Source organism: Pseudomonas sp. 34 E 7 (assembly GCF_900005715.1).
GTDB lineage: Bacteria > Pseudomonadota > Gammaproteobacteria > Pseudomonadales > Pseudomonadaceae > Aquipseudomonas > Aquipseudomonas orientalis_A.
The window spans coordinates 1-11,934 of record NZ_CVTX01000083.1 but is presented as its reverse complement, the minus strand read 5'-3'; the positions used below and the strand labels follow the sequence as shown (position 1 = coordinate 11,934).

General features: G+C 60.7%; 12 protein-coding genes. 3 read left to right on the top strand and 9 right to left on the bottom strand.

Features of this window, described 5'->3' with window-relative positions:
• The first annotated feature begins 38 nt into the window (after positions 1 to 38).
• The 3 genes from BFP96_RS05215 to BFP96_RS05205 all read left to right on the top strand — a co-directional run bounded on the left by BFP96_RS05215 (position 39) and on the right by BFP96_RS05205 (position 1,729).
• Positions 39 to 314, top strand: a complete 276-nt coding sequence (locus BFP96_RS05215; RefSeq protein WP_065885716.1) for a polyhydroxyalkanoic acid system family protein — start codon at positions 39 to 41, stop codon at positions 312 to 314.
• A 104-nt stretch (positions 315 to 418) separates the two neighbouring features.
• The gene (locus tag BFP96_RS05210; protein WP_065885715.1) at positions 419 to 841 is read left to right on the top strand and encodes a phasin family protein; all 423 of its coding nucleotides are present in this window, start codon (positions 419 to 421) and stop codon (positions 839 to 841) included.
• 12 nt (positions 842 to 853) lie between these two features.
• The gene (locus tag BFP96_RS05205) at positions 854 to 1,729 is read left to right on the top strand and encodes a phasin family protein (RefSeq protein WP_065935770.1); all 876 of its coding nucleotides are present in this window, start codon (positions 854 to 856) and stop codon (positions 1,727 to 1,729) included.
• 127 nt (positions 1,730 to 1,856) lie between these two features.
• Here BFP96_RS05205 and BFP96_RS05200 read toward each other — a convergent pair whose 3' ends face one another.
• The 9 genes from BFP96_RS05200 to argS all read right to left on the bottom strand — a co-directional run.
• Positions 1,857 to 2,477 carry a TetR/AcrR family transcriptional regulator gene (locus tag BFP96_RS05200; RefSeq protein ID WP_065935769.1) on the bottom strand — a complete coding sequence of 207 codons (621 nt, stop codon included), beginning with the start codon at positions 2,475 to 2,477 and terminating at the stop codon, positions 1,857 to 1,859.
• Positions 2,478 to 2,503: 26 nt separating this feature from the next.
• Positions 2,504 to 4,186, bottom strand: a complete 1,683-nt coding sequence (gene phaC, locus BFP96_RS05195) for a class II poly(R)-hydroxyalkanoic acid synthase (protein ID WP_065893703.1) — start codon at positions 4,184 to 4,186, stop codon at positions 2,504 to 2,506.
• An 89-nt stretch (positions 4,187 to 4,275) separates the two neighbouring features.
• Positions 4,276 to 5,121, bottom strand: a complete 846-nt coding sequence (gene phaZ / locus BFP96_RS05190; RefSeq protein WP_065893702.1) for a poly(3-hydroxyalkanoate) depolymerase — start codon at positions 5,119 to 5,121, stop codon at positions 4,276 to 4,278.
• Between the two features lie 147 nt (positions 5,122 to 5,268).
• Positions 5,269 to 6,948 carry a class II poly(R)-hydroxyalkanoic acid synthase gene (phaC, locus tag BFP96_RS05185; RefSeq protein ID WP_065935768.1) on the bottom strand — a complete coding sequence of 560 codons (1,680 nt, stop codon included), beginning with the start codon at positions 6,946 to 6,948 and terminating at the stop codon, positions 5,269 to 5,271.
• 247 nt (positions 6,949 to 7,195) lie between these two features.
• The gene (locus tag BFP96_RS05180; RefSeq protein WP_065897896.1) at positions 7,196 to 7,573 is read right to left on the bottom strand and encodes a gamma-butyrobetaine hydroxylase-like domain-containing protein; all 378 of its coding nucleotides are present in this window, start codon (positions 7,571 to 7,573) and stop codon (positions 7,196 to 7,198) included.
• A gap of 148 nt (positions 7,574 to 7,721) precedes the next feature.
• Positions 7,722 to 9,059, bottom strand: a complete 1,338-nt coding sequence (gene hslU, locus BFP96_RS05175) for an ATP-dependent protease ATPase subunit HslU (protein ID WP_057724431.1) — start codon at positions 9,057 to 9,059, stop codon at positions 7,722 to 7,724.
• 37 nt (positions 9,060 to 9,096) lie between these two features.
• A complete protein-coding gene (gene hslV, locus BFP96_RS05170; RefSeq protein WP_065885707.1) occupies positions 9,097 to 9,627 on the bottom strand; it encodes an ATP-dependent protease subunit HslV in 531 nt (176 codons plus the stop codon).
• Positions 9,628 to 9,885: 258 nt separating this feature from the next.
• Positions 9,886 to 10,587, bottom strand: coding sequence for an SPOR domain-containing protein (locus BFP96_RS05165; protein ID WP_065885706.1), 702 nt, complete (start codon positions 10,585 to 10,587; stop codon positions 9,886 to 9,888).
• Between the two features lies 1 nt (position 10,588).
• A partial coding sequence (gene argS, locus BFP96_RS05160) for an arginine--tRNA ligase (protein WP_065935767.1) occupies positions 10,589 to 11,934 on the bottom strand: 1,346 nt, incomplete at its 5' end.

The following is an 11,934-nucleotide window of genomic DNA, read 5'->3' as shown; positions in this document are numbered from 1 at the left end:
GGAAGGTTTCCAAGCCCTCATAGAAAGGAGCCATTGCAATGGCGCGTATAACCGTTGAGCGTGAGCATTCCCTGGGTAAAGCCGCCGCACGGGCGAAGGCCGACACGCTGGCGCAGAAACTCAAGGATAAATATGGCGTGGAGTCGTCGTGGTCCGGCGATACCCTGAACCTCAAGCGGTCGGGCGTTAAAGGCACCGTTCAGGTCTTTGATGATGCATTGCGTATCGATGTTGAACTGGGCCTGTTGATGTCGGCCATGAGCGGTACCCTCAAGTCCGAAATCGAAAAAGCCCTGGATAAAGCGCTGGCCTGATTCGACGCTCTTAGGGTGCCGATTCTAATTTTTCACCCTACGTTGTGCCCAAGCCCCCAACTTCGGCGGGCGGTTCCTCCACCCGGTTCTATGTGAGGTGCACCATGGCCAACGTTATTTTGCAGAAAAAAATCGACAGTCAGACCACTGCCCTGAGTGAGGTCAAACGCTATGCCCGCAGGATCTGGCTGGCGGGTCTTGGTGCCTACGCCAAGGTCGGCAGCGAGGGCGGCGAATACTTCAATGAGCTGGTTAAGAGCGGTCAACATATTGAAAGTAAAAGCAAAAAAGTTGCCATTGAACAACTTGATGCCGCTAACAGTCAGATTGATCAAGTAAAGAGTAACGTCTCGAGTGTCGGCCGCCGGGTTGAAGTTCAACTGGATAAAGTTGAAAAAGCATTTGACTCGCGTGTTGCAAGTGCCTTGAATCGAATCGGCATTGCGTCTAAACATGACGTTGAGACACTCTCTGCTAAGCTCGAAGAGCTGACGGCATTGCTCGAACGTGTCGCGCGTAAACACTAAGGAGACATCGGGATGGCTGTTAAAAAAACTACTCAGAAAGAAGGCAGCTCGTGGGTCGGGGAAGTTGAAAAATATTCCCGAAAGATCTGGCTTGCTGGTTTAGGCGTGTACTCGAAGGTGAGCAGTGACGGCGGCAAATACTTCGAGACGCTGGTCAAGGACGGCGAGAAGGCCGAGAAGTTGACCAAGAGCACTGTGGGTAAAAAAGTCGATGCGGCCAAGGCGAGCGCAGGTTCGGCCAAGTCGAGCATTTCCGACACGTGGAACAAGTTGGAAGAAACCTTCGACAAACGCCTCAACAGTGCCATTTCGCGACTGGGCGTGCCGAGCAAGGCAGAGCTGAAAACGCTGCACAGCAAGGTCGACACCTTGACCAAGCAAATCGAAAAACTCACAGGCGCTAAAGTGGCGCCAGCCAAGACTGCCGCCGCCAAGCCTGCGGCAAAACCGGCCGCCAAACCTGCGGCTAAAACCGCAGCGGCAAAACCCGCCGCGAAAACGGTCGCCAAGCCTGTGGTTAAAGCGGCCGCCAAACCGGCTGCAAAACCTGCGGCCAAGGCGCCCGCCAAAGCTGCTGCAAAACCTGCCGCCAAGCCCGCAGCCAAAACCGCTGCCGCCAAACCGGCCACCAAGCCTGCCGCTAAGCCAGTGGCCGCTAAAGCCGCTGCAAAACCTGCGGCTAAACCGGCTGCCAAACCAGCCGCTGCGAAGTCAGCAGCCAAGCCTGCGGCAAAACCTGCAGCGGCCAAAAAACCTGCGGTAGCGAAAAAGCCGGCAACAGCGGCAGCACCGGCCGCTTCGACAGCCAATTCGGTGTCCGCACCGTCGCACACGGCTGCTACCCCGACTGCAACGCCGGTAACGCCGACGCCATCCAGTCAGTCCTGATTTTCACAGGGCACAAAAACGCCCGGCCTGCGAAGGTCGGGCGTTTTTTTATCACAGATCGTTCCCACGCTCCCGCGTGGGAGTGCAGCCCGTGATGCTCTGCGTCACCTGTGTGATCAGGGGGGCTTCAATCCAAGTCATCCAGATATTTCAGCGCGAACCTCTCGGTCGCCAGCCGTGCCGGCATCAGCAGATGCGGCGCCACCAGCATCATGACCTGGTACACCACCACCCGCACTTCACCCTTGCGATCCAGGATTCGCTGGTAATCCAGGGAAAACAGCAGGGTCATGGTGATCTGCTCCACCAACTGCCCCAGCGCCTGGGTGTCACTGACCAGTTGCCCTGCGGTTTTCAACCGCGCCAACAATGAAGCCAGGGTGCGCTTGAGCGCCGTGAGCAGGTTGCGAATGCCCTTGGCCAGCTTCGGCAGGCGCCCGGCCAGGTTCGACAGGTCCTGGAACAGGAACCGGTAGTGGGCCATGCGCTCGACAATCAGGTGCAGGAACAGCCAGTAATCCTCGGCCTCCAGTTGCGCATCGGCAGGAGGGTCGAGCAGCGGTGCCAACTCGCCTTGAAAACGTTCGAACAGCCCCAGCACCAACGGCTCCTTGCCATGGAAGTGGTAGTAGAGGTTGCCGGGGCTGATCCCCATTTCATTGGCCACCTCCATGGTCGACACATTCGGCTCTCCCTTGTGGTTGAACAACTGCAGGGCACATTCAAGGATACGGTCGCGGGTCTTCATCCAGCCTCTTAGTCTGATCGTTGAGCTCAGCGCACGCGCACGTAGGTGCCTGGCGCCGCTTCCATCGGTGGGTAGTTCTGGTTGCCCAGGGCGGTGAGGGTTTCGCGTTGCACGCCCGAACGTTGCTGAATCCACGCCAGCCATTGCGGCCACCAGCTGCCTTCGACGTGATTGGCGTCGTAGTACCAGGCGCGCGGGTCGCTGCTCAGCCTGGGGTTCTCGACGTAGTTGGCCTTCGGGTTGCCGGGCGGGTTGAGGATGCTCTGGATATGCCCGCTGTTGGACAGCACGAAGCGCCGCTCGCCGCCCAGCAGTTGGGTGGATCGGTACACCGCGTCCCACGGCGTGATGTGGTCGTTGATGCCGGCCACGCTGAAGCTGTCGACCGTGACCTTCTGCAAGTCGATGGGGGTGCCGCACACCTCAAGGCCTCCCGGATGCCTCAGCGGGTTGTGCTTGAAGAAATCCAACAGGTCGCCGTGCAGCGCGGCGGGCAGGCGCGTGTTGTCGTTGTTCCAGTACAGGATGTCGAAGGCGGGCGGTTCCTTGCCCAGCAGGTAGTTGTTGACCCAGTAGTTCCAGATCAGGTCATTGGGGCGCATCCAGGCGAACACCTTGGCCATGTCGCGACCGTCCAGTACACCTTGTTGGTAAGAGCGGCGCTTGGCGGCTTCAAGGGTCTGTTCATCGGCGAACAACATGGCCGGGCCGTCGATCTGACTGTCGAGCAAGCTCACCAGGTAACTGGCGCTGGCGATGCGCCGCAACTGGCGCTTGGCTTGCAGGTGGCCTTGCAGTGCGGCGATGGTCAGGCCGCCGGCGCAGGCGCCCATCAGGTTGACCGCGCGTGCGCCGGTGATTGCCCGGCAGGCGTTGAGGGCTTCCTCCAGCGCCGCCACGTAGGTGGACAGGCCCCATTCGCGATGTCGCACATCCGGATTGCGCCAGCTGACCATAAAGGTCTGCAGCCCGTTTTTCAGCGCATATTGCACAAAGCTGTTAGCCGGGCTGAGGTCGAATATGTAGAACTTGTTGATTTGCGGCGGCACCACCAGCAAGGGCTTGGCGTATTGTTTTTCGCTCATGGGCTTGTATTGGATCAGCTCCAGCAGCTCATTGCGAAACACCACCGAGCCCGGCGTGGTGGCAACGGTCTTGCCCACTTCGAAAGCGTGCTTGCTGACCTGACGCGGCAGGCCGTTGTTGTGCAGCAGGTCTTCGAACAAATGGCTGACGCCGCGCACCACGCTGTTGCCGCCGGAGTTGAGCAACTCCTTGATGGCCAGCGGGTTGAGCAGCGTGTTGGAGGGCGATACGGCGTCGTTGAGCAGGGCGAACGCGAACTGTGCGCGTGCACGGTCGTCCGCGCTGAGGGTGCTGTCGTCGATCCAGTTGCGCGTGTGTTTTTGCCAGCTCAAATAGGCTTGCAGGCTGCGCCGGTACAGCGGGTTGAGCGCCCAGGTGGGGTCTTTGAAGCGGCTGTCGTTGGGGTTGGGCTCATGCACCGTGTCCCCCAGCAACACGCGGCCCAGTTGGCCGCTCAGGGCCAGGGCGTGGCGTGCGGTGTGCAACGGGTTGCGCAGGCCATGGGCCGCCACGGTGCGCAGGGTCGACAGCAGGTCGCGACCGCGCAGGCCGGTGATCGCGTTTTGCGCGTTGATGAACGCAGCGGGGGTGGGCGCCGGGTTCGTCACGGGTCTGTCTCGCATGAGCCAACACTCCTTCGTCAAGCCATCAAGAGGCACGCCAATTCAGAACCATAGTCGGTTCCTGGCAAGTTGCGCGGCGGTGTGGTCCTTCACACCGCCGGTCGCGGATGTATCACGGCGCGCAGGCGCTCCTCTTCGAGAAACTTCATGATGATCGGCGCCACGGCTTCCGCGCGGGTGATCAGGAATAAATGGCCATCATCGATGATGTGCAACTGCGCATTGGGGATGCGCCAGGCGAGCATGCGCATGTTGATCAGCGGAATCAGCGGGTCGTCGTCCCCGGCCAGGACCAGGGTTGGCTGGCGGATCTTGTGCAGCCAATGGATGCTGGTCCAGCCCAGCCCCGCGAACAGCTGCCAGTAATAGCCCAGCTTGCCGGCCGAGCGCACTTTGCTGGCATGTTCGGCGGCCAGCTTGGCGTCGCGGCGGAACGAACCGCCGTAAATCATCGGCGCAATGCGCACCACGTGGGACGGCTGGATATAGCGCCGGGGGCTGGCCATCAGCCACAGCACCTTGGGCTTGCCGGGCACCATAAAGGCGCCGGCAGCCGTGGCCGCCAGGATCAACTTCTTGCAGCGCTCGGGGTAGTCATAGGCGAACTGCTGCGCCAGCGCACCGCCCCAGGACACCCCCACCGCATTCACCTGGCCGTAATCCAGGTAATCGAGCATGCGCGCCGTCAGCTTGGCCAGGCCGGGGAAGCGATAGGGCCGGTTGGGCGTGGAGGAACCGCCCACCCCTGGCACATCGAAGGCGATCACTTCCAGGTCCGGGTCCAGGGCCTGGATGAACGGAAACACCAGCTCCAGGTTGGCGCCGATGCCGTTGAAGATCAGCAGCGGGGTCAAGTGCGGCTTGCCCGGTCGTACCGCCGTGCGGATGGCCTGGCCATCCAGGTCGATGGTGCGGAAGATGAACGGTTGCGGCATGCTCAAGCCCTGTGAAGTGTTACAGGAGAAATGCGGTCAAAATGTGGGAGGGGGCTTGCCCCCGATGGCGGTGTTTCAGTCATTACATCTTCAGCTGATCCACTGCTATCGGGGGCAAGCCCCCTCTCACATTGACCGCATTTCAATTTAGCGTTCGTGTACATAGGTGCCTGGTGCCGCTTCGGCCGCAGCGTAGGTTTTATTACCTAATGTCGTCGGGGCTTTTTTCAATTTCCCCGCCCGCTCCGCCTGCCATGCCTGCCAGTGCAGCCACCACGAATCGGTATGCTTGGTCGCGTTTTCCTGCCATTGCAGTGCCGTGCCCGCCAGGCCGTCGCTGGTCTGGTAGCGCGACTTGGGGTTGCCCGGCGGGTTGAGGATGCTCTGGATATGCCCGCTGCTGGACAGCACGAACTCCACCTTGCCGCCAAACAACTGCGCCGACTTGTAGCAGGACTGCCAGGGCGTGATGTGGTCGTTGGTGCCGGCCAGTGAATAGATATCGGCCTTGACCTGCTTGAGATCGATGGGCGTGCCGCACACTTCCAGGGCATTGGCGCGTACCAGCGGGTTGTTCTTGAACAGCTCGATCAGGTCGCCATGGAAGGCGGCCGGCAGGCGTGTGGTGTCGTTGTTCCAGAACAGGATGTCGAACACCGGCGGCTCGTTGCCCAGCAGGTAATTGTTGACCCAGTAATTCCAGATCAGGTCGTTGGGCCGCATCCACGCAAACACCTTGGCCATGTCACGGCCTTCCAGTACGCCGGCCTGATAGGAATGGCGCTTCGCCGCTTCGAGCGTCTGCTCATCGACGAACAGCGCCACCTGGGTGTCCAGCGTGGTGTCCAGCACACTCACCAGCAGGGTCAGGGCGTTGACTTTTTTCTCCCCCAGCGCCGCGTAGTGGCCCAGCAGCGCGGTGCAGGTGATGCCGCCGGAGCAGGCGCCCAGCATGTTCACGTCCTTGCTGCCGGTAATCGCCGTGATCACATCGACGGCTTCCTTGAGCGCTTCGATATAGGTCGATAGGCCCCACTCGCGCTGGGCCTTGGTCGGGTTGCGCCAGCTGACGATAAAGGTCTGCTGCCCATTGCGCAGGCAGAAGCGCGCCAGGCTCTTGTCCGGGCTCAGGTCGAATACATAGAATTTATTGATCTGCGGCGGCACCACCAGCAGCGGTCGCTCGTGTACCTGCTCGGTGATGGGCTTGTACTGGATCAGCTCCAGCACATCATTGCGAAAGACCACGGCGCCTTCGGTGGTGCCCAGGCTCTTGCCCACTTCAAAGGCGCCCATGTTGACCTGGCTTGGCATGCCGCCGTTGTGCACCATGTCCTTGGCCAGGTGGGACAGGCCGTCGAGCAGGCTTTTGCCGCCGGTTTCAAAGAAGCGTTTGACGGCCGCCGGGTTGGCCGCGCTGTTGGTGGGGGCCATGGCTTCAGTCATCAGGTTGATCACGAAGTGGCCGCGACTGATGTCCTGTTCCGATAGATTGCTGTCACCGATCCAGTCGTGCAGCTCCTTGCGCCACGCCAGGTAAGTCTGCAGGTAGCGTTTGTAGAGCGGGTTCTGGCTCCAGGCCGGGTCATGGAAGCGACGGTCATCGCTCTCCGGCACCAGCGCCGATTTGCCGAACATGACGTTCTTGAGCTCCACCCCGAAATGGGCGACGTGTTTGACGCTGTGTAACGGTTGCTTGATGGCTTGGGTGAGCACCATCTTCGCCGAGGCCAATAAGTCCTTTTTGCGTAACGCGATGATCGGGTTCAACCCCAGGGTGTTTTCCGAGGCCTGGCGTTTCAAGTCATCGTTATTCTTGTTACTCATCTACGACGCTCCATTGTCCGAAAGACGAGTACCGGCGATTTCCGCGCACCCATTTCGATACACGACACCAGCCTGGTACTGCGCTCGGGTGACCGTTGATACCACATCGTCAAATGCAGGGAACTTGCCAGTTCCATTGGTTACCCGAGTTTAATTTTTTTCGCAAGCGGGCCAATCGTTGACCACGAGACAGGGCATTCAAGCAGATGAAATTAGAAAATGCCCTCTAAAGAGCAAGAGGCCTGGACTAGAGCATCAGCCGCACGACCGACTGACTCGGGTCGCGGGTTTTTCCGGCCGCTTTGAGCTCGGCCAGGTAATCGGCCCACAGCGCGTCCTGACGCACGGCCAGTTGATAAAGGTAGTCCCAGGTGAACAATCCGCTGTCATGGCCGTCGTCGAAGGTCAATTTCAGTGCGTACTGGCCGGCCGGTTCCAGCTTGATCAATTTAACGTTGAGCTTGCCGAATTGCAGGATGGGTTTGCCGTGGCCCTGGACCTCGGCGGAAGGCGAGTGCACGCGCAGGAATTCGGCGGGCAGTTGGTAGGTTTCGTTCGGGCCGTAGGTGAGGCCCAGGGTGTTGGAGGTTTTGTGCAGGTTTACAGCAGTAGGAAATTTCGACATTGGAGATAACCCTGAAGGAACCGGCCTAACAATGTGAGAGGGGGCTTGCCCCCGATAGCCGTGTGTTAGTCAGCATACATCTGTCTGACATACCGCTATCGGGGGCAAGCCCCCTCCCACATTGAAGCGAAGCAATTCTGTGTGAGGCTTACAGAATATAGCGCGACAAGTCTTCGTTCTGCGCCAATTCGCCCAGGTGGCTGTTGACGTAATCCGCGTCGATCTTGATCGCTTCGCCATTCTGCGCACCGGCCATGTCGCCGGCGCTGAAGGACACCTCCTCGAGCAGGCGCTCAAGCAAGGTGTGCAGGCGACGCGCACCGATGTTCTCGGTCTTCTCGTTGACCTGCCAGGCAATCTCCGCCAGGCGCTTGATCCCGTCCGGCTGGAATTCGATGCCCAGGCCTTCGGTTTTCAGCAATTCGCGGTACTGCTCGGTCAGTGAGGCATGCGGCTCGCTGAGAATGCGCTCGAAGTCGCCCGGGGTCAGCGCCTTGAGTTCAACGCGGATCGGCAGGCGGCCTTGCAGCTCAGGCACCAGGTCGCTTGGCTTGCTCAGGTGGAAAGCACCGGACGCGATAAACAGGATGTGGTCGGTCTTGACCATGCCCAGCTTGGTGTTGACCGTGCAGCCTTCGATCAACGGCAGCAGGTCGCGCTGTACGCCCTCGCGGGACACATCGACGCCGCCGGAGTTGCCGCGCTTGGCCACTTTGTCGATCTCATCGATAAACACGATGCCGTGCTGCTCGACCGCTTCCAGGGCCTTGGCCTTGAGTTCTTCCTCATTGACCAGGCGTCCGGCTTCTTCGTCGCGCACCAGTTTCAGGGCCTCTTTCACCTTGAGCTTGCGGCTTTTCTTCTTGCCCTTGCCCATGTTGGCGAACAGGTTCTGCAACTGGCTGGTCATTTCTTCCATGCCCGGGGGCGCGGAAATATCGACGCCCGACACTTCGGCCACTTCGATCTCGATTTCCTTGTCGTCCAACTGGCCTTCACGCAGGCGCTTGCGGAACAGCTGGCGGGTGTTGGAATCCGATGACGGCGCGGCGTCTTCGTTGAAGCCCATGCGGGCCGGTGGCAACAGCGCGTCGAGGATGCGCTCTTCGGCAGCATCTTCGGCGCGATGGCTGACCTTGGTCACTTCCTGCTCGCGCAGCATCTTCAGGGCGGCGTCGGCCAGGTCACGAATGATCGACTCGACATCGCGGCCCACATAGCCGACTTCGGTGAATTTGGTGGCCTCGACCTTGATGAACGGGGCGTTGGCCAGTTTGGCCAGGCGCCGGGCGATTTCGGTTTTACCGACGCCGGTCGGCCCGATCATCAGGATGTTCTTGGGCGTTACTTCAACGCGCAGTTCTTCGGGCAGTTGCATCCGGCGCCAGCGGTTACGCAGCGCAATGGCAACGGCGCGCTTGGCATCGTCCTGGCCGATGATATGGCGATTGAGTTCATGGACGATTTCGCGGGGAGTCATGGACATAGTGTTTGGCGGCCTCAAGCGGGAATAAGCCTACGGCTTACTCGGCGAGGTCCTGCTCCTCAATGGTGTGGTTGTGGTTGGTGAACACGCAGATATCGCCGGCGATACCCAGGGCGGTCTCGACGATTTCACGGGCCGACAGGTCGGTCTTCTTCAACAGCGCGCTGGCCGCAGCCTGTGCATAGCCGCCACCGGAACCCATGGCGATCAGGCCGTGTTCAGGTTCAACCACATCGCCGTTGCCGGTGATGATCAGGGACGCGTCTTTGTTGGCGACCGCCAGCATGGCTTCGAGGCGGCTGAGGGAACGGTCGGTGCGCCATTCCTTGGCGAGTTCGACGGCGGCACGCACCAGATGGCCCTGGTGCTTTTCGAGCTGGCCTTCGAAACGTTCGAACAGGGTGAAGGCATCGGCGGTAGCGCCGGCGAACCCTGCGAGCACCTGGCCGTGGTACAGGCGACGTACTTTCTTGGCGTTGCCTTTCATCACGGTATTGCCCAGGGAAACCTGGCCGTCGCCGCCCATGACAACTTTGCCGTGGCGACGTACTGAAACGATGGTGGTCAAGGGGAGAGTCTCCACGCAGCCGGGCGAAAATGCCCTGATGGAACTCATATGGGGGTGGCGAGGGGGATTTCAACCGTAGGACGGCAGTGCGGACGAGTGGTGTTTATTGATCCGACACCTGTTCAAGAACACCGCAAAACCAAATGTGGGAGGGGGCTTGCCCCCGATTGCGGTGTATCAGTCGCTGAATATATTGACTGGTCTACCGCCATCCGGGGGCAAGCCCCCTCCCGCATTAGTCCTGCTATGTCTTCGAGATCAGCGGCTCTGGCGTTGTTGTAACAGCAGGTTGCTAAACCCGGCGCCCGCCAATTGTTTCTGCGCCACGGTCAGCTGTTCGCGGTTGCTGAACGGGCCTACCAGCACGCGATACCAGGTCGCTTCCTTCACGGTGCCGGATTCCACCGTCACCGACTGGCCCAGCAGAATGATCTGCGCGCGTACACGGTCTGCGTCCGCCTGTTTGGGGAACGAGCCCGCCTGCAGGAAGAACTTGGTCACCGGCGCGGCCTTGGTCTCTGCCACTGGAGGCGCCGGCGGCGGGGTGATGCCGGCCAATGCCGCCTGGGCGCGCGCGGTATCGATCTTCGCCGCTTCCGCTGGGGTTACCGGCGTGGTCGGCACTTGCGGCGTCGGCAGGGTTTTTTCCGGCACGGCGTCGGGCGGCACGATCACTTCCGATTCCGGCAGCAGCGTGTAGAAATCGTACTTGGGCTTCACCGGAACCGTCGGGCTCGGCGCAGTCTTGTTGGCCTCGGCGATTTTCGTGGCTTTCTGCTGCTCCTGTTTGACGCGCTTGACGTCATCGCCCTGGCCGGGCTCCAGCTTCATCAGAAAGACAACGAATGCGCCGACCGTGAGGCCGATCGCCATCCACAGCCAACCCGGAATCGGCTGCTTGGCCGGGGCCTGGTAGCGGCTGGCGCCGCGCTTGGGTGCAGGTTTTTTCTTGGCGGCCAACTTACATGCGCTCCAGAGTTTCCAGGCCCAACAGCTCCAGGCCTTGCTTTAGGGTCCGTCCAGCCAGTGCGGCCAGGCGCAGGCGACTTTGCTTCTGGGCTTCATCGTCGGCGCTGAGGATCGGGCAGTTCTCGTAGAAGCTGGAAAACAGGCCGGCCACTTCGTACAGGTAGGTGCAGAGGATATGCGGCGTGCCTTTCTCGCCGACGCTGTTGAGCACTTCGCCGAACTGCGCGAGCTTGGCGGCCAGTTCCTGCTCATGAGGTGCGTCCAGCACGATTTGGCCTTCGACTTCGCTGAAGTCCTTGCCCAGTTTGCGGAACACACCGGCCACACGGGTGTAGGCGTACAGCAGGTACGGGGCGGTGTTGCCTTCGAAGTTGAGCATCAGGTCGAAGTTGAAGCTGTAGTCGCTGGTGCGGTGCTTGGACAGGTCGGCGTATTTCACCGCGCCAATGCCGACCACGCGGGCGATATTGCGCAGGTCGGCCTCGGCCAGTTCGGGGTTCTTTTCCTTGACCAGGCTGTAGGCGCGCTCCTGGGCTTCGGTCAGCAGGTCGATCAGCTTCACGGTGCCGCCATCGCGGGTCTTGAACGGGCGGCCATCGGCGCCGTTCATGGTACCGAAACCCATGTGTTCCATATGCATCGGGTGGGTGACGAAACGGGCGCGGCGCGCCACTTCGAACACTTGCTGGAAGTGCAGGGCCTGGCGCTGATCGACGAAATACAGCGCGCGATCGGCCTTGAGCACGCCGCTGCGGTAGCGCACGGCGGCCAGGTCGGTGGTGGCATAGAGATAACCGCCATCGGCCTTGACGATGATCACCGGCAGCGGCTCGCCATCGGCGGTCTTGAATTCCTCAAGGAACACGCACTGCGCACCGTTGCTCTCGACCAGCAGGCCAGCGGCCTTGAGGTCGTTGACCACATTGATCAGGTCGTCGTTGTAGGCGCTTTCGCCCATCACGTCGGCCATGGTCAGCTTGACGTTGAGCAGCTCGTAGATTTCCTGGCAGTGGGACAGGGAGATATCGCGGAAACGCCCCCACAGCGCCAGGCATTCCTTATCGCCGGCTTGCAGCTTGACCACCAGGCTGCGCGCACGGTCGGCAAATTCTTCGGATTCGTCAAAGCGCTTCTTGGCGGCGCGGTAGAAGTTTTCCAGGTCGGCCAGCTCGTTGCTGGTGATCGGGTTTTCCTGCAGGTAGGCCATCAGCATGCCGAACTGGGTGCCCCAGTCGCCCACGTGGTTCTGACGGATGACGGTGTCACCGAGAAACTCCAGGACCCGCGCCACGCCGTCGCCGATGATGGTCGAGCGCAGGTGGCCGACGTGCATCTCCT